Here is an 18,606-nt window from a genome sequence, read left to right on the forward strand (position 1 = left end):
CTACCACAGACGTCCGGCAAGCATTGTAAAACGAATAAACACCACGTTATCTCCGTCTTTTACAACAAGTGACTCATCCAGTTCCTGCAATTCTTCATCGTTGAGAAATACTTTATACAATCCATCCTCATAGGCGGTTATAGCTGTCTCCATCGCAACATTCAGATCAGGAACACCCTCATTGTATACTGCGCCAAACCCGACTTTTCCCGCCGCTCCCTGCGCCTCAATATCATTCGGCATCAGGTAAGCGAGCAATTCAGCCTGTTGTTTCTTGTCCTGAAGCGCTTTTACTTGCAGAGCCACCATGTTCTCAATGAGCTGCCTTACCGTATGAGTTGTTTCCGGAAGTTCGGCAGCTTGCTTGACAAGTACCGGCTTGCGCTTGCCCAGACTTTTTACCGTTATCCATACGTTCACCGCATTCCCTCCCTTGTCCTGCTCTATTTGAAGAAGCTTCCATAAGCCCCGATATCTATACCACGATGCGGAATAACCTTAACTCGAAATGACGATCTGTCTCAAAACAAAATCAAAAACACGTACATATGTACCCCTAATGAACATCATAACTAAAATTCAATCTATATTCATGAGCCAATCCTCATGTTTACGTGGAACCACGGAACTACGACCTACTTGCGTACATATACGCAAAAAAAACCGCACAGTCTCATATAAATATGACTGCGCAGCCGCTAAGCTACTATTAGAACAGCTTATGACACCTGAGAACCTTTAAAAACTGAAACCTGCATGAATCATCTGACCAATCGCAAAGGTCGAATGGTTACAGCTGCTGTCTTGAACCCAGGCATCCGGCAGAACGGATCTAGCTCTGGTCTGGTGGCCCGATTCACATTCTGAATGCCCCCCCAATGCATCGGCACGAACAAGGTATCCTGCCGAATCGAATCTTTGATGCGCGAACGAACCGTGAAGCTTCCGTACGTCGATTGAATCTCTACCCACTCTCCATCGTGAATACGATAACGGGCAGCGGTAGCCGGGTGAAGTTCAACAAAGTTCTCCAATTCACGAGCTGCCAGTGCCGGACTTCGATGTGTCTGCACCCCTGTAAGATAATGAGGTAACACACGCCCATTGGTGAGAATTAAGGGGAACTCCGAAGATATATCATTCCAGCCCGGGCTGGATTCAAATGTGAACGCCGCTTTGCCGTCCGGGTGAGCGAATCGTACACCGAACAGCAGTCCTTCTCCCTGATCCTCCAGGGCAGAACACGGCCAGTATACCCCTTTCTCGTTACGCAAACGCTCATAGGTAATGCCATAGTAATCAGCCACCCCGCCACGACTCGCCACCCGAAGCTCATTAAAGATATCCTCAGCAGTGTCATATTCAAAATAAGAAGCTTTACCCAATTGCGCGGCAATCCGGCATAATATATCCCAATCATCGAGCGTTTCTCCCGGCGCAGGCCGCCCCTGTTCACGGAGCAGAACACGCCCCTCCAGATTGGTCAGTGTACCTTCATTCTCCATATAAGATGTAACCGGGAGAACCAGATCAGCCATGCGTGCTGTCTCCGACAGGAACATATCTGCCACGATCAGAAAGTCCAGCTTGCGCAGACCTTCTTCCACCAAACGCACATTGGGGTTGGACACAACTGGGTTGGAGCCCATTACAAGCAACGCCCGAATCTCCTGATCATGGACCTTCTCCATCATCTCGTAGGCCGAGACCCCTTTACCAGGCAGACTTGCAGGGTCCACACCCCAGACGGATGCCACATAGGCACGATCGGCTTCATTTTCAATCGATCGATAGCCCGGCAGCTGGTCAGCCTTCTGCCCATGCTCCCGTCCGCCCTGCCCATTTCCTTGACCTGTGATGGCACCATATCCGCATCCTTCTCGGCCAATTTTGCCAGTCGCGAGCACCAAGTTCAGAAAGTGCCTGACAGCCATATGCCCATCCGTCTGCTGCTCCACACCACGTGCTGTCATGATCATGCCTGTCTCTGCCTCACCGTATGCCATTGCCGCCTGACGAATCAACGCCAGATCAACCCCGCATGCTTGTGCCGCCTGTTCGGGTTGCAGATCAGCCAACCCTTGTATCAATTGCTCGTAGCCATACGTTCGTTCGCCTATAAAATGAGGGTCCACCAATCCGGCATCCATAATCACCTTCAACATACTATCTGCCAGCAGAGCATCCATGCCAGGCTTCACCTGCAAATGAAGGTCGGCAATGGCAGCGGTTGCCGTCTTGCGGGGATCAATAACGATGAGAAAGGCCCCATTCTCCTTCGCCTGATTAAAGTATGGCAAGAGTGTAGGTTGGCATTCTGCGATATTGGTTCCGGCAAGTATAATACAGCCCGCTTTCGGTATATCGGACAGGCGGAACGTCAGTCCTCGGTCCATCCCAAATACTTTACTTCCGGCCGAAGCGGCAGCTGACATACAGAATCGTCCATTATAGTCGATATATTTCGTCCCCAAAGCAACCCTGGCGAACTTGCCAAGCAGGTAGGCTGTCTCATTCGTTAAAGATCCGCCTCCGTATACTCCGACCGTATCTGCTCCGTATGATTCTTTCAAGTTCTGAAACCGCTCTGCGATGGTCTGAACAGCCTCCTCCCAGGAACAGGGTTCAAGCTCACCATTGCGACGAATCAGCGGATGCATTAATCGTTGACCACTGAGCGCATGCTGATGAGCATTCATACCCTTCACACACAGCCTGCCCTGAGAAGCTTCATTCGGAACGCCTTGGACCGTATATTCCGCTCGGCTCTGGCCAGCAACAGGTGCAACCAACTCTTCAACTGTCATCTTGCATTGCACACTGCAATATGGACACTGTGTTTCTTTTACATACAGCTTGGATACCGCCATTTCCGAAGTTATCGATAATTCCATTTTCCCATCCCTGCCTTTCAGCTGTAATACTGATTCGTTTCAGACGGTGCCCTGCACCGCGGGAGATTCAAGAAATTGCTTCATCGGGGATGCTGAAGCCACATCCCGCTCATGATGATGAATCGCAACAAGTTCCTTCTGTAGTTGGTCATCCAGCAGCGTTTCCCGAATCGACATGAATCCCAATCGTTCCGTCCATGCCCATAAAGGCTCATCATACCAAGCGGTTTGGCGATACCATTGAAGGCAGGCTGATGCGAGTGTGGCCGCTTGCACCTCTGTTTCAGCCACCCCGAGCAAGCCACCTTGTTTGACCGGATGCTCTGCATGACCGCCTGCATAGATCTCCCACCCAGCTGGTGAAGCCAGCAATCCGATATCTTGCACTAGTGCGCTCACCAACGAACCTTGCCCTGGTGCGACGCCCATATTCACCGGCGACGGCATCGCAGCGCCGATCCAACTCGCACGAAGCTGTGCAGCCAACCCCCTACCATCTCTTGCATAGGATGAAACCGGGATCTGATCATCCCAGCGTACCTGGACCTCTGAGTGCCCTTCGATCTCTCGTGCAACTATCGTTCCACCGGATAACTGCAAGTAATAGTGGATCACTGGACGACATACCGCGCAGCCATGCTCCGACCTCCATCCCAGTTGTTTCAAGATAGAGGTTAGGTCTGTCTCCTGATCAACAAAGTCAGCCAGCATTCCCTTCAGTTCTGCATGCCCAAGCGCCGTACAACTGCACACAGACATTGGAGCAGGTTTATCTGGTGTGGCTTCCACTTCAGTACCCCCGTTATTTTTCAGGTTATGCGTATGTTTCAACAGTGCAGCCACCATCGGGCGACAGCCACCACATGAACCAGAAGCCTTCGTCTGTTCCTTCACCTGATCTGCCGTCTCGAGGCCCTGTTCCTGAATCGCCTTCATAATGGCAGCCTTGGTCACATTGTTACAGGCACATACGGTCTCCTGAACTGGTAATGCCGCAGCAGCCATCTCAGCCGGGTCTGGGGCCCCTTCACGCGGAGCCAATTCCGCTACATCCGCACCTCGTTGCACCAGTCCAAGCAAAGCCGTTCCTTCCGCTGTATCTCCAAATAAAATGGCGCCACGCACTTTGCCAGCCTGCATCAGCACTTTTTTATATGTGCCTTGAATGCCATCCAGATGTTGAATTGCAGTCTGCATGCCTTCCCCACTGATCTCGCCGGCCGAGAAAACATCAACCCCTGATACCTTCAACTGTGAGTAGGGAATAGATCCTTTGTATTCAGGCGTTTCCTGTCCACAGAGCGTACGTGCGAGCACCTTCCCCTGTTCGTATAAAGGAGCCACCAGACCATAACTGATTCCCCGATGTTCGGCACATTCCCCAACTGCATATATATCCGGTACACTGGTGCGCATATAGTCATCTACCATGATTGCCCGATTCGTAGCGATTCCACTTCGTCTGGCGAGATCCACATTTGGCCGAATTCCTACAGCGACAATGACAACCTGAGCTTCAAGCTTGGAACCATCTGTGAACAGCAGTCCCTGCGCCTGCGATCGTCCGGTAATTTTCTGCGTATTTTTGGACAAAAGAAAGGACATGCCCTGGTCTTCAAGCTCCTGTTGAAGCATCGCGGCAGCCTTCTCATCCAACTGTCGGTTCATAATGTAATGTGCGTTATGGACCACCACAGCTTCCATGCCCAGATGCAGCAACCCGCGCGCAGCCTCCAGCCCAAGCAATCCGCCACCAATGACTGCGGCCTTGCGATATGTTTTGGAATAATCAGACATGCGGTTACAATCATCAATCGTTCGGAAGGACATGACCCTCTCTTTATCAATCCCCGGAATCGGTGGGATAAAAGGTGAAGACCCTGTCGCCAGAATCAGGAAATCATAGGTTTCTTTTAATCCGGATTCAGTCTCTATATATTTTCCACGGGTATCAATGCGGTGCACCGTTTCACCTGCGCATAGCCGGATTTGATGCTCGGCATACCAGCTCCAATCATTGATAATGATATCCTGTAACGAATGCTCACCCTGCAATACTTTCGATAACATGATCCGATTGTAGTTGGGACGGGGTTCATTACCGTAGATTACAATCTCATACGTATCAGGCTCCAGTGCGATAATCTCTTCGACACACTTCATTCCAGCCATGCCATTCCCGATAATCACCAGTTTGCTTCTACTCATGGGCTGCCCCCTATCTATCTCACCTGAAAATAAACAGAAAAATCCCTTCTCCATGATTCGGAAAAGGGCACCGTTGCCTCCGGAATCTACACGCCTTTGTGTAGATTCATATTAGATTCAGATTAAGGGAATCCGAATCTAATGTCAACTAAATTAACATTAAAAATGCGAATAACGATTAAAAATTGAATTATTTAAAATCACATGTGATTTTTGTTGACATACTTATTTTCTCTTGATTATAATTTGAATCAAAATCACAGTGCTGTGATCAACTCAGATGCGGAACACAATGACGTGTACCGCCTGTCGGCAACGGGGCCGCAAATCGTTCAGATCTGGACGAATTGCGGCCTTTTTCTGCCTCAACACGCACATAGACAAATCACGAAGATCTCAATTGGATGAGGAGCGATGATGAATGATGGAGAGCAAAAGTTTTTGGAAAAGCGGGCATAAGCCCACCCTTTTCGGGGCGTTTATGTATTTTGACATCAGTTTTATGATATGGGGGATGCTGGGTCCACTCGCAGTTGTCATTGCATTGGATTATCCGATGACTCCGCTGGAAAAGGCCAATCTGGTCGCATTGCCTATTCTCGGCGGCTCCATCCTGCGCCTAGTGCTTGGCTTCATGTCTGATTATATAGGTCCGAAACTAACCGCACAGATCGGGATGCTTGTCACCTTAGTTCCTTTATTACTCGGCTGGTTATGGGTCGACTCTTTAAGCCAACTGTACGTGGTGGCACTCTTGCTCGGTGTCGCAGGCGCCTCCTTTGCTGCTGCGCTACCTTTGGCAGGCCAATGGTATGGCAAGGAGCATCAGGGTCTGGCGATGGGTATCGCCGGGGCGGGTAACAGCGGAACCGTACTCGCAACGTTGTTTGCCAATCGCTTGGCTACGCATTTTGGCAGCTGGGAAGTTGTGTTCGGACTTGCTATTATACCGATCGCTATTGTATTCATCCTCTTTTCTCTCTTTGCCAAGAATAGCCCTAACCGGCCTGAACCCAAGAAATTGTCCCAATACGGAAGTCTGCTTAAACAAAAAGATGCCTGGGTATTCTGTGCCTTCTATTGTGTAACCTTTGGCGGTTTCGTTGGATTATGTAACTACCTCACCATCTTCTTCAACACCCAGTATGGACTTTCACCTGTTCGAGCCGCAGACATTACCACCTTCTGTGTAATCGCAGGCAGTTTCTTCCGGCCTGTTGGGGGTTACCTGGCGGACAAAATTGGTGGAACCCGCATGCTAACATTCCTGTACACAGGGGCTTGTGTCATGTTAATCGGAGTATCCTTCATGCCACCGCTTCCTGTTGTAGTAGTCATGTTGTTCCTCGGTATGATGTGTCTGGGAGCCGGAAATGGCTCCGTGTTCCAACTGGTTCCCCAACGTTTCGGCAATGAGATTGGCCTGATGACAGGTATTGTAGGTGCCGCTGGCGGATTGGGCGGGTATGCACTGCCGCTGATTCTCGGTCAACTGTATAGCAGCTATCAATCCTATACACCAGGCTTTGTCATTCTTAGCCTGATTGCAGCAGCTTCCCTGTTCCTTGTTCTCTTCATGCAATCCCGCTGGCGTGTAAGCTGGCTGAGCCGAGGTAACAAAGGCATGGCCGATTCGACATCCCTCTCTTCCTAAGGCGTACAACCACTCGGCCGTTAACCAAGGTACAGTGTTTACGAGTGATCCATAAGTAACCAAAGAAACAGCGTTGCCCCATCAGGCAGCGCTGTTCCTTTGATTACGGCTGTCTTTCTACTTAAGATGAATATTTTTGAAGAACAATAACCGCATTATGACCGCCAAAACCAAAGGAATTAGACATCCCAATCCGCAACTCCGCTTTTCTTGCTTCGTTTGGTACATAATCCAGGTCACATTCAGGGTCCCTCTGCTCCTGATTAATGGTTGGAGGAATGATGCCATGCCTCAGACTTTGAATAAGTGAGATCGCCTCCGCACCGCCTGCTGCACCAAGCATATGTCCCGTCATGGACTTATTCGCTGTGACCGGAATATCATAGGCACCTGACCCGAAAAGTTGCTTAATTGCTCTTGTCTCAGACAGATCACCTGCCTCCGTACTGGTGGCATGAGCGTTAATCACATCAATGTCCTCAGGTCCAATCTGAGCCTCTTTCAGTGATGCTTTCATCGCCAGATATGCACCCCGTCCTTCCGGGTGGGTAGCTACCATATGATACGCATCTGAACTGGCACCATATCCAATCACTTCGGCAAGAATATTTGCCCCTCTCCCCAGTGCATGAGACAGTGATTCCACAACCAGAATTCCAGCACCCTCCGCCATGACAAAACCGTCTCTCCCTGCGTCAAATGGACGACTTGCTGTTTGAAAGGTTTCATTTCTTGTTGATAATGCTGTCGCATTACCAAAGCTTGCCAGCGACACCTCGGTTACAGCCGCTTCTGTTCCGCCAGCAATAATGACATCGGCTCCGCCATGACGAATTAACCGGAAAGCCTCTCCAATGGCTGTATTTCCAATGGAACAAGCTGTTACTGGTGATAATGTCGGTCCCCAGCAACCAAACCTCATACTGACCATAGCTGCCGCCATATTGGATATCATCATAGGTACCAGTGTTGGGCTGACTCGCGCAGGTCCCCGATCTGACAGGACCTTGCCTTGTTCCATTAATGTCTGGATTCCGCCTATGCCTGAACCAATATATACACCTACCCGTTCACGGTCCAGTTCATCCATCACAAGCCCCGATTGCGATACAGCCTGATCCGCAGCAGCAACAGCAAATTGAACGAATCGATCCATACGCCTTGCTTCCTTGCGTCCAAAACGCTCTTCACCATCAAAATCACGGACCACACCAGCGATTCTGGTTTTGTACGAAGCTGTATCAAAATGTTCTATAGGTGATACACCTGATCTCCCCTCAATTAATCCATTCCAGAATGTATGTACATCATTTCCCAAAGGAGAGATGACTCCCATACCTGTAATCACGACTCGTTCCATGTCCATCCTCCTTCAGCGCTGTTGTCTACCTTACTCTTATGTTCTGCCACTAATAGTGCACTTTTGAATATCCTATTACAAGTTGTCAATTATAATAGTATAATGACTACCATGATAACGAGGATTGAAGGTGATGGATTGAACTACGATGTCAGGTTACAGGCATTGTCCACTTTTCTGAAAACACAGCGTTCCAAAATTTCTCCCGAATCGGTCGGTTTACCCACTGGAAGTCGGAGAAGAACACCTGGGCTGAGGAGAGAAGAGGTTTCCCAACTGGCAGGAGTGAGTACAACATGGTATACCTGGCTTGAACAAGGTCGGGATATTCAGGTATCCCATTCCGTGTTGGATAACATTGCTTCAGCACTAAGGCTTACTGCAGATGAACGAAAGTATCTGTTTTCGCTCGCCATGGAGCATCACTCAGAGCTGCCCATGCTGGAAGAAGAACCGGTTCAACTTCACCCTTCCTTGCAGAAAATTCTGCAAGAACTTCATCACTGTCCTACCGTGATCTCGGATCGGCGTTGTTACATTGTCGGCTGGAATGATGCAGCCCGGCATGTTTTTATGGATTTTGAACAGATTGCCCCCGAACAGCGGAATATGATCAGTCTGTTATTTGATCGAAAGGAGTTTCGCAGGCTCGCGGTGAACTGGGAGGATTTTGTTAGCGGATTTCTGGCGATTTTTCGTGCTTACTATGGCCAGTACGTTGATGATGAATGGTATAATTTATTTCTGGATGACATGATGAACAGACATCCCGATTTTCATACCCTTTGGAAACAAAGCAGCGTCAGCAGTGCCCCGGACGTTTTAATCGAATTCAGGCATTCCAAAGCAGGCAAAATGTTGTTTGATCTGACTTCGTTGCAGGTTCAGGGTAGTTCCGATCTGCGTTGCAGTGTCTACACCCCTGCGCCAGAGAGCGCTACCGAGCGCAAACTGATGCGCCTGATCGAGCGTGAAGCTGATCCACATCTTGGCAAGCATTGAATCGGAGTCGCTCACCTTCTTGGAGTCTTGTTAGAGTCTTGACATCCTCATGTTGCATGTTTTAAATATCAGGTATATGAAGTAATTCATGGATCTTAGTCCTTCTACAAGAAGGGGGTTCAGAAAGGAATATCATGACGAAAGTGCTTATCATAGAGGACGACAACATGTTAGGCGATACGTTATCCTTGTATTTGCAAGGTGAAGGGTATGATGTTATCCGTGTTGATAACGCAAGAGATGGTCTCCTACAGCTTCAAGCGCGGCCTGATATCCTGCTTCTTGACTTGATGCTCCCTGATTCGGGTAATAAGAATCCTTGTTCTCTCATGCGCCAGCATACAGCAATCCCCATCATTGTCATCTCTTCGTTAACCGAGGTTTCTGAGCGGATTCGATCATTAACAGATGGGGCTGATGACTATGTATGTAAGCCTTTCAGCATGCAGGAGCTGAAGGCACGTATTGAGGCCGTATTGCGCCGCTACTCCATATTGAACAGCTCTGTTGTCACTGAACAGGAATCCGGAATCTCTCTCGATCTGGCCCGAAGAACTGTTCTGTTGAATAACCAGCGCGTGGAGATGACATTTTCCGAATTTGAGATCATGAAGCTGTTTATCCTCAATCCTGGCAAGGTCTACAGTCGGTATGCCCTGATTGAAGCCATTCGTGGTATTGATGCCTACATTAATGATCGCACCATCGATGTGCACATTACCAAGCTTCGCAAAAAAATTGAGGACAATCCAAAAAACCCCCAATACATTCAAACCATCTGGGGGGTAGGATATAAGTTCACACCTTAAATCAACACAGCTTCATTCCGATCACCATGGCAGGGACTCGGTAATTTTATCAATTTCCTGTTGTACCTTCTCCAATACCGAACGCAGTTCCTCATCTTTGAATAACGGACCGGACAGGAGCGATTCCAATTGGAGAACCGCACACATCAGGTCCACCGCATGCAGATTCGCAGCTACGCCTCGAAGAGAATGAACACTACGAATGACATCAGCAATCTGCTGTTGTTGAAGTTGAATCGCCAGTTTTTGCTGAAACGAGCCATACTCCATTCTGAATTTCGTGAGCGCATATTGCAGAATATGTGGCTTGCCGTCCATCTGTCTGATCGCCTTATCTGCATCAATTCCATTGATCTCCCTTATGCCTTTTAGATCAATCCATAACTCCAAAATGTCAGCGAGCTGTTGTTCATGTATGGGCTTAGTCAGTATGGCATTCATGCCTGCTTCAAGATATAATTCACGGTCGCTTTTTAAACTATTCGCTGTAAGCGCAATAATGGGTGTACGATCATATTTCCTCACCTTGCGAATGTGTCGCGCTGCATCAATTCCATTCATATCTGGCATATAGAGATCCATCAAAATCAGTTCCCATGTTTGTTCATCCAGTTTCTTCAAAACCTCTGTGCCACTATCTGCCAGCGTCACCTTGAATCCGGTATGTTCCAGCATGGCCCGAATGACCAGTTGATTGATTTCATGATCTTCAGCGATCAGAATGTGCCCTTTGGATTTAAGCAAGTAGGATTCATCGTATTCTATCAACCGCTTTTTCTCCAATGGCCCTTCACCCTGAAGTGCAAGTAAGACTTCGAACAATCCCAGACGTGTAATCGGTTTGATCATCATGAGATTCGGGCGAAAGGATCTCTCCTCACTCCACAGGGCATTTTCACTAAAAGCATGGGTATAACCCACCATTTGAAATTTGGTTCGATTCATTCGCTTCATGAAACTGTCCCATGACGATCCGTTGACGGTCTCCTCTACATCCATATCCAACATGATCAACATCGAACTTGCCCCTTCGGCTTCAGGAGTATACCAATCACTCTCCATCATATGGTTCAAAGAAGTATACAGCGTCGGATTCATCCCGAATGAATAGAGCAGCTGCTTCAGATTTGCGCCCATCCGTTCATCATCTTCAATGATAACCACATCATTCGCACCATATAGGAGAGGGTGTGTCTGCAGGGAAAAACTCTCTTCTTCTTCCGAATCTGCAAGTTCAAATATCAAGTCGAATGAAAACAGACTGTACTCTCCCAGCACACTATCCACCCGCAAGCTTCCTCCCAAAGAGGTGACCAGAAGGTAACAGATGACCAGCCCAAGACCAGAGCCACCATATGTTCGATACGTCGAGGGTTCCGCTTGAGTAAACGGGACAAAGAGTCGTTCCAATTGTTCGGGTGACATTCCGATTCCCGTGTCCTCTACCTCAAAACGGACATGAACTCGCTCCGCCTCCAATGAAAGAACCTCTGCCTGCAGCGTTACATATCCATGCTCCGTAAATTTAATCGCATTACTGAGCAGATTCAATAACACCTGTTCAAGTCGGAACGGATCACCAATTACCGTTAATGGCAGATCGGGATCGGTTGTAAAGATCACTTCGATATCTTTGTGCCCAATAGCCACACCAATCTGATCTGCCACACGTTTGATCACTTCCTCTGGTGAAAAAGAGACCTTCTCCAACATCAGCTTGCCTGCCTCAATTTTCGAAAAATCAAGAATATCATTCACGAGGGCAAGCAAAGTTTGAGAGGATGCGTTGATTTTACTCAAATAATCCTTTTGTTGTGGAGATAGATCTGTTCGTTGAAGCAATAACGAAAAGTTGATAATGCCGCTCAGTGGGGTACGAATCTCGTGGCTCATGAATGCGAGAAACTCACTCTTCGCCTGGCTTGCTTTGTCAGCCTTAACACGTCTATAGTGATCCGAAATGTCATGAATTACTGCCTTAATTTTCTCACTCGAGTTTAATACTTTAACAGGGTATAGGTGAACCCGAACATGCTGCTCATGACCTTCTCCAATAATGAAACTCAGTTCCGTATCCTGTGCTATATTATGATGTAAGGCTTTTTGGAAAACGAATAACCAGTTCTCCAGCTGCTCAATGAACAACAATTCTTCAAGCTGACGCCCAATCACCTCCTGCCTGCCGAGACCGAGCACATCCAGAAATTTCTGATTAACCGACACAATACATCTGTTGTTATCCAAACCGACAAACCAGTCTGCCGACACTCGCTCAAGTGTTCGATATCGCTCTTCACTTTCTTGAATCCTTCGCTTAACTGCTCTGTGTTCCGTGATATCGAGTCCATATCCCACGACATATTTCACCACACCCTCTTCTCGAAGAGGGCGAACTTTCACCAGCGAATAGTAACCTTCATGCTCAATCTCATAAAAAAAAGATTCCCCTTCCCATGCCCGGTTAAACTGCTTTCGCAGAAACTCTACCTTCTCCTGAGGTAAAATATCCAATGTGCCCAGTTTATAATCTTGCTTCAGACTACTCATATCCAAGCCCAGTTGGGAGAGCATCTCTCCCTCAAGCACAAGATACTCGAATTTTCCGTTCTGTTTTCGGATTTTAAAAGTAAAACCCGGCTGCATACGAAGCATCTCCAGCATTTCCTGATCCCTCTGAATGACCAATCTCCTATATCGATGATTTTGGTTCAGATAATACAGGAATAATATAACGGACAGCAAGCAGATACATTGAAAAAAGAGAATCTGCCCCATCATTAGCAGAGAAGGAGAATAGGTCTTTAGTACAGAAAGTTCATACACAGTAATCAGCAGCAACGCTCCGGACAACCACTTCTGCATAAATCCCCTGATATACTTAAAGATCAGACATATGGCTACAACAAATAACAACTCTGTCAACGCATACTGCCAGTTCTCCAACAAGGGATTACGCCCCATATTAATCCGAAAAATCCACATGAATGCAAAAGTAACGAAAGCAGATCCACTCCCACCAAAATAAGCAGCAAGCAGATAAACACTGGCCCGGAAATTCAACAATGTACCATCCTCAAGCACAATAGAGAAATAATAGAGCGCCGTGCCCAACATGCTCAGCGTAATACCAATAATGATCCGAGTCGTGATGGATGTTGAACGGGTAGCATTTGTATGGTTCAGATAGTGATGAATTAGGAAAACAAAGATCAAAATTAGCGTGAAATTTAATACAAGATCGCGTAGCAAATGGTCACCGTCCACATTACGACTTCAGGATTTCATGCATTCAATGAATGTTTTCAGATTCATGGTCGCAGTTCCCCAGTACACAAATCATAGTATGCCGGACTCCCTTATTCAATTGACGATATTGACCATTTTTTTGAAAATAATTACTACTTTCAGCTAACATAACCTTATCACCAAACAACGATTTTTTTTCATGAAAATTCATCATTAAATATGCTGATATAAAAAAGAGAATCATCCAAATGAACCGATGTAATCGTAACTTGGGCTTCCCACACTTCCTGATCGGCCTTCATCAGTTTGGCTACGCCGGACCAGGTCTGATTTCCTCTCCAGTGGGTATCCATTAGCAATCGGGCAGGCTGACCTATGGTGCTCTCCCGTGAGAATCCTGTTTTGGTTACATAAACGGAATTCACATCCAGAATCACACCCTCCTCATCTGTAATCATGACCGCATCCGTTAGCAGTAAGAAGGCTTTGAGTTCCAGTTGCATGGTTGTCCACTCCCTCTAATGAAACATGATGTGATGCTGTCCCTGTGTGTTACTCTCTTCTACGATCCCGTTTAATACTTAAACTGTCTAATCAGGCGCTGCAGCTCTTCAGCCAGGGTAGACAAGCCACGAGCCGATGAAGAAATCTGCTCCATCGCTGCCAGTTGCTCCTCTGAGGAAGCGGCCACTTCTTCGGAAGTTGCGGCGTTGCCTGACGCAATGCCTGCCAACTCATTGGATACAGCAGATACTTCCTGTACACCTGCTGTGATCTCTTGCGACGTGGCAGCAATCTCTTCAATCTGAGGTGTCGTTTCCCGCATGCTATCCAGAATACGTTCAAACTTCCGAATCGCTTCTGTAGAGATGTCCATGCCCTCTCCAACCTCTGAAGTCACCTTCTCCATCATGCGAACGGAAGCAGCCATATCTTCCTGTACCGCCGTAGTCAGCACGGTGATTTCATTGACGGACTGCCCGGATTGCTCTGCCAACTTGCGAACCTCTGCTGCTACAACAGCGAATCCATTGCCATGTGTACCTGCACGAGCAGCTTCAATGGATGCGTTCAGCGCGAGCAGGTTTGTCTGTTTGGCTATATTTCCGATTAACTCCGTGATCGCTGAAATTTGGTGTGATCGTTCATATAACGCCTGAATCAATTGGTTTGTCTGTTCTACCGTCTCTTGAATCGATTGCATCTGACTCACCGTCTGTTTGACGGTGTTGCCGCCTTCTTCTGCTTGTACGGTTGTATGTTTCGCCAAATCAGCGACGTGTATGGAACGTTCGGCGATTCTTGTAATACCAATCGTAATTTCATTCATGGCCTGATGGTTATGTTCAATACCCTGGGTCTGTTTCTCCGCACCACTCGCAATTTCCTGAATGGCTCGCGCTACCTGCTCACTGGCTGCACTGGTTGATTCCGCACTCTGAGTCATTTCATCCGATGAGATGACTACCTGACTGGCGCTGTTCTCCACATTTTGTATCAACACACGCAGATTGCTCTGCATTTTGCCAAAAGCCTCACTCAGTTCACCTATTTCATCATTACTTGTGCTTGTAATGTTCTGGGTTAGATCCCCTTCGCTCACCTGAATCGCCTGAACCTTCAACTGACGAATCGGTTTAACAATTGATCGCATCACCAGCCAGATGATCAAAATCCCGATGACAAGAAAAGAAACGATGACCATAATCGTTCGATTCAGAATAGGCGCAGCGGCATCCTCTACTTCAGAAGAAAACATGGTGCCTGCGACCTTCCATCCCGTGGATGCATTCGTGGCGTAATACATGACCTTATCAACCTGATCAAAGGTATAGTTGAAGTTACCGGATTCATTCGTATACACTTGTGTCCAAAAATCTTCTTTTGCATCTGTTCCAGGTTGCATCGTCGGATGATAGATATACTTTTCGCTGGCATCCAGCAGAATCAGATGCCCCTTTTCTCCTACTTTAATTCCGCTAACCAATTGACTAATGTCCGCCAGATTGAGATCCAATTGGACCACACCCGATTGGTCTTCCAATGCCTTGGCAATCGTAATGGTTATCTCTTTTGTCTCGGCAGAAATATAAGGGTCTGTAACAATGACCTGCTCTGGATTTCCCATTGCTTCGGTATACCATGGTCTTACTCGGGGATCGTAATCCTTGGGCATCTCTGCATCAGAGGACATCAGATACACACCGGCTTCTGTGCCCACACCTATGGTGATGATGTCTTTGTTCTGTGCAGCGTACCCCTTCAATTCGTTCACAACCCGAACCTCTGCATCATCTTGACGTAATTGCTCTGCAAGTGTATTCGCATAATATTCAATGTGATTCCGCTTGGCATTGACTGAAAGATCTATCGTTGCACTGGCAAGGTTCACATTTTCCATCGCACTATGTAAAATTTGCTTCTCCACTTCATCTTTTGCACTGTTATACGATAAAACTCCAATACTTAACGAAGGAATGGCCAGGAAAGCAATAAAGGACACCACCAGCTTGGTCTTAAAGTTCTTATGCATCTTGTTGAACCAGGTCGATTTGCTATTTTTTCGGGACAAATTTCTCTACCTCTTCCAGATAAATTTTAGTTTTACTTGATCTACTTATAAGTTGAACTAGTGATTATTTACACTTGCCACTCCGGTGACAGAACAACCTGCCAATCGCTGAATGATTCATACAACTTATATAGCTCTTGTAAAGCTCTCACAGATTGTAAACCATCTTTTCAAAAAACTAGGTCTCACTTCTTGTGAAAAACACTCATTACACCAAAAAACTCGAACAAATCTCTTCATTTATAATCCTAAAGAACTATTTTCAAACAAATTATACGAAAAAACTATTAAATAAAGTGTTCCGGGGATATGACCAAATTGTTAACTTTCTAAATACTTATTAATAAGCATGCAGATGACAAAAAAAAAGATCCAAGCGTTATCGCTCAGATCTAAAGGTTATTTACATTGGACCAACGTATTCTCTATTCAAATGCCGGGATCGCAATATCTGCATATTTCTCTTCGAAGAAGGCTTTGACCTCTGGACCCGCCATACGTTTAGCCAGCTTCTGGATCGCTTCGGAGTCCTTATTATCCTCACGGGCAACCATGGTGATGGCAAAATGGGAATCATCCTTCTCGGTTAACAATGCATCTTTCTTCGGTGTAAGACCGAGAGGACTGGCATATGCCGGTGTCATGGCTACCAAATCAGCATCATCCATCATGCGAGCCAGCATCAACAAATCCACTTCCTCAAACTTGAAATTCTTTGTATTCTCGGTAATGTCTGCCTGTGTGGCGTTAAAACCTGCGCCCTCTTTCAGCTTAATCAAACCGTTCTGCTCCAGCATCACAAGAGAGCGACCAATGTTGGAAGGATCGTTTGCAATTGCAATCGTTGCACCTTCTGGCAATTCCTCAATCGTTTTATACTTCTTGGAGTAGCCGCCATAGATGGCATTATAGATAGGCTGTACAGCCACCAGATTGGCATTGTTCGCTTCATTATACTGGGTCATGTAAGGTACGTGTTGGAAGAAATTCGCATCCACTTCCTTATTCGCGAGTGCTGTATTTGGTTGAACGTTATCTGATAAAACAACAACTTCCAAGTTGACGCCATCTTCCTTCAAAAGCGGTTTAACAATATCCAGAACATCTGTCATCGGTGGAATCAACGTAGCTACTTTCAACGTAACTTCTTGTGCAGCTTGTGTGTCTTCCTTTGTTCCTTCAGCCGCAGGTGTTTCTTCTTTTTTGCCACAAGCAGCTACAACCAGCATTACTGCAAGCAACATGAGCATCATTTTTACTTTCATTTCATGTCTACCCCTCATCGTATAATCTGTATTGGTTATTCGTAATAATGCACGGTCCAACCGTTCAGGATCTGCGATCCAGCCAGCGGGACAGTCTGCTACCTGTGAATTGGATCATCTGTACCAGGATAATCATAATGATGATCGTAAATACCATAATCTCCGTTTCGAAGCGCTGATAACCGTAGCGAATGGCAAAATCACCAACCCCGCCGCCACCTACAATACCCATCACCGTCGAGTAAGAGATGAAGCTAATCGTAGCTGTCGTGAGTCCCAGTACAAGACCAGATCGTGCCTCCACGTACAAGAATTTCACCACGAGTTGCATCGTCGATGCCCCCATGGAAGCAGCAGCTTCAACCACTCCCCTCGGTACATCCAGCAACGCTTGTTCCACCAGTCTGGCGTAGTAGGCAATCGCAATGACCGAGAGTGGCACGGTTGCCGCCAGCGTACCGATGGACGTTCCCACAACAATCCGTGTGAATGGAATCATGAATACAACCAGCAGTAAGAATGGAAACGAACGAATGATGTTGACGACACTACCGAGTACAAAGGACAGCGTTTGATTCTGATATCGTTGTCCTCTCCGGAATAAGTATAGCAAAGTACCCAGAGGTAACCCGATCAGAACAGCTGCCGCAATGGAGATGCCCACCATGACAAAAGTCTCTCCGATCGCCTGCCATATCTCATGCTGATACTTCAGCACAGACTCAGGTAACCTCATGACTTGTCCTCCTGTTCTGCCTGACGGAACAGAGACGAACCTGTCATCCCGTATTCGTCACCCGCAAGCAAGGAGGTCAGCAGATCAGGCTGCGGAGCAGGGATACTGCTCACTTCCGCTTTAGACAACGTACGAACAAGTTGCCCATCCTTCATGACGGATATCCTGTGACATAGTCTGCGAGCCACTTCCATCTCATGCGTTACTACAACAATGGTCACGCCCAGCGTTTCATTGATATGTCGCAGCACATCCAGGATACCGTTCGTGGTCTGTGGATCGAGCGAAGAGGTCGGTTCATCACAGAGCAGCACATCCGGACGACTAGCCAGCGCTCGCGCAATCGCCACACGCTGCTTCTGTCCTCCGCTAAGCTGAGCAGGATATTGACCCGCTTTGTCTTCCAGTCCAACAAACCGCAGCACCTCAAGTCCACGTTCAACTCGCTGTGCACGGGGCATACCCGCAAGCTCCAATGGCATGCAGACATTGCCACTCACCGTTCGGTTACTGACAAGATTGAAGTGTTGAAAGATCATGCCAATGGATCTTCGTGCCTGACGCAGACTCTGTTCATTCATCTGGGTCAAGTGCTGCCCATTCACAACAACCTCACCATCATCCGGCTTTTCCAATCCGTTGAGCATCCGCAGAAGTGTGGATTTGCCTGCACCACTCGATCCGATGATGCCATGTATTTCTCCTTGTCCCACTTCGAGGGAAACCGAGCTTAATGCTTCGAATCCCTGATCTGCACGGGAACCGCGCTCGATATAACGTTTGCTTACACCATATAATGAGATCATGGAGAGTCCTCCCGTGAATGATCATGCATGGTTCTTCAAGAACACATGAAGAAA

The 18,606-nt window shown here is 47.2% G+C and carries 13 protein-coding genes; 3 read left to right on the forward strand and 10 right to left on the reverse strand.

The genetic code is table 11. The features are described 5' to 3' along the window. From FE296_RS21865 to nirB, 3 genes are all read right to left on the reverse strand, one after another. A complete protein-coding gene (locus FE296_RS21865; protein ID WP_150366296.1) occupies positions 1 to 420 on the reverse strand; it encodes a hypothetical protein in 420 nt (139 codons plus the stop codon). Between the two features lie 341 nt (positions 421 to 761). Then, positions 762 to 2,894, reverse strand: coding sequence for an assimilatory nitrate reductase catalytic subunit NasC (nasC, locus tag FE296_RS21870; RefSeq protein WP_150366297.1), 2,133 nt, complete (start codon positions 2,892 to 2,894; stop codon positions 762 to 764). A 39-nt stretch (positions 2,895 to 2,933) separates the two neighbouring features. Then, positions 2,934 to 5,102, reverse strand: coding sequence for a nitrite reductase large subunit NirB (nirB, locus tag FE296_RS21875; protein WP_150366298.1), 2,169 nt, complete (start codon positions 5,100 to 5,102; stop codon positions 2,934 to 2,936). A gap of 424 nt (positions 5,103 to 5,526) precedes the next feature. On the opposite strand from nirB, the gene FE296_RS21880 reads away from it, so the two are divergent. Continuing rightward, the gene (locus FE296_RS21880; RefSeq protein WP_150366334.1) at positions 5,527 to 6,756 is read left to right on the forward strand and encodes a nitrate/nitrite transporter; all 1,230 of its coding nucleotides are present in this window, start codon (positions 5,527 to 5,529) and stop codon (positions 6,754 to 6,756) included. Between the two features lie 121 nt (positions 6,757 to 6,877). Here FE296_RS21880 and fabF read toward each other — a convergent pair whose 3' ends face one another. After that, the gene (fabF, locus tag FE296_RS21885; RefSeq protein WP_150366299.1) at positions 6,878 to 8,116 is read right to left on the reverse strand and encodes a beta-ketoacyl-ACP synthase II; all 1,239 of its coding nucleotides are present in this window, start codon (positions 8,114 to 8,116) and stop codon (positions 6,878 to 6,880) included. 138 nt (positions 8,117 to 8,254) lie between these two features. Between fabF and FE296_RS21890 the strand changes: the two genes are divergently transcribed. Beyond that, positions 8,255 to 9,118 (forward strand): helix-turn-helix transcriptional regulator, encoded by an 864-nt coding sequence (locus FE296_RS21890; protein WP_150366300.1) that lies wholly within the window; start codon positions 8,255 to 8,257, stop codon positions 9,116 to 9,118. Positions 9,119 to 9,252: 134 nt separating this feature from the next. Then, the gene (locus tag FE296_RS21895; RefSeq protein WP_091034665.1) at positions 9,253 to 9,927 is read left to right on the forward strand and encodes a response regulator transcription factor; all 675 of its coding nucleotides are present in this window, start codon (positions 9,253 to 9,255) and stop codon (positions 9,925 to 9,927) included. 21 nt (positions 9,928 to 9,948) lie between these two features. Here FE296_RS21895 and FE296_RS21900 read toward each other — a convergent pair whose 3' ends face one another. From FE296_RS21900 to FE296_RS21925, 6 genes are all read right to left on the reverse strand, one after another. Further along, positions 9,949 to 13,140, reverse strand: coding sequence for a hybrid sensor histidine kinase/response regulator (locus FE296_RS21900; protein ID WP_190945429.1), 3,192 nt, complete (start codon positions 13,138 to 13,140; stop codon positions 9,949 to 9,951). Between the two features lie 230 nt (positions 13,141 to 13,370). Further along, positions 13,371 to 13,676: a PAS domain-containing protein gene (locus FE296_RS21905; protein WP_036672654.1), complete on the reverse strand. Its 306-nt coding sequence runs from the start codon at positions 13,674 to 13,676 to the stop codon at positions 13,371 to 13,373. A gap of 71 nt (positions 13,677 to 13,747) precedes the next feature. Then, positions 13,748 to 15,706 carry a methyl-accepting chemotaxis protein gene (locus tag FE296_RS21910; protein WP_167483776.1) on the reverse strand — a complete coding sequence of 653 codons (1,959 nt, stop codon included), beginning with the start codon at positions 15,704 to 15,706 and terminating at the stop codon, positions 13,748 to 13,750. 464 nt (positions 15,707 to 16,170) lie between these two features. Next, complete coding sequence (locus FE296_RS21915) at positions 16,171 to 17,010, reverse strand: MetQ/NlpA family ABC transporter substrate-binding protein (protein ID WP_167483766.1); 840 nt, start codon at positions 17,008 to 17,010, stop codon at positions 16,171 to 16,173. A 64-nt stretch (positions 17,011 to 17,074) separates the two neighbouring features. Next, positions 17,075 to 17,746 carry a methionine ABC transporter permease gene (locus FE296_RS21920; protein ID WP_124117359.1) on the reverse strand — a complete coding sequence of 224 codons (672 nt, stop codon included), beginning with the start codon at positions 17,744 to 17,746 and terminating at the stop codon, positions 17,075 to 17,077. After that, positions 17,743 to 18,552 carry a methionine ABC transporter ATP-binding protein gene (locus FE296_RS21925; protein WP_150366302.1) on the reverse strand — a complete coding sequence of 270 codons (810 nt, stop codon included), beginning with the start codon at positions 18,550 to 18,552 and terminating at the stop codon, positions 17,743 to 17,745. The genes FE296_RS21920 and FE296_RS21925 overlap by 4 nt, the downstream gene beginning before the upstream one ends. Between the last annotated feature and the right edge of the window lie 54 nt (positions 18,553 to 18,606).

Origin of the sequence: Paenibacillus sp. UASWS1643 (assembly GCF_008693195.1) — a bacterium.
Lineage (GTDB): Bacteria > Bacillota > Bacilli > Paenibacillales > Paenibacillaceae > Paenibacillus > Paenibacillus amylolyticus_B.

Coding starts and splice junctions, on each gene's coding strand:
- nasC (WP_150366297.1), bottom strand. CDS start 2,894: ATGGAATTATCGATAACTTCGGAAATGGCGGTATCCAAGCTGTATGTA.
- nirB (WP_150366298.1), bottom strand. CDS start 5,102: ATGAGTAGAAGCAAACTGGTGATTATCGGGAATGGCATGGCTGGAATG.
- FE296_RS21880 (WP_150366334.1), top strand. CDS start 5,527: ATGGAGAGCAAAAGTTTTTGGAAAAGCGGGCATAAGCCCACCCTTTTC.
- fabF (WP_150366299.1), bottom strand. CDS start 8,116: ATGGAACGAGTCGTGATTACAGGTATGGGAGTCATCTCTCCTTTGGGA.
- FE296_RS21895 (WP_091034665.1), top strand. CDS start 9,253: ATGACGAAAGTGCTTATCATAGAGGACGACAACATGTTAGGCGATACG.
- FE296_RS21905 (WP_036672654.1), bottom strand. CDS start 13,676: ATGCAACTGGAACTCAAAGCCTTCTTACTGCTAACGGATGCGGTCATG.
- FE296_RS21910 (WP_167483776.1), bottom strand. CDS start 15,706: ATGCATAAGAACTTTAAGACCAAGCTGGTGGTGTCCTTTATTGCTTTC.
- FE296_RS21915 (WP_167483766.1), bottom strand. CDS start 17,010: ATGAAAGTAAAAATGATGCTCATGTTGCTTGCAGTAATGCTGGTTGTA.
- FE296_RS21920 (WP_124117359.1), bottom strand. CDS start 17,746: ATGAGGTTACCTGAGTCTGTGCTGAAGTATCAGCATGAGATATGGCAG.
- FE296_RS21925 (WP_150366302.1), bottom strand. CDS start 18,552: ATGATCTCATTATATGGTGTAAGCAAACGTTATATCGAGCGCGGTTCC.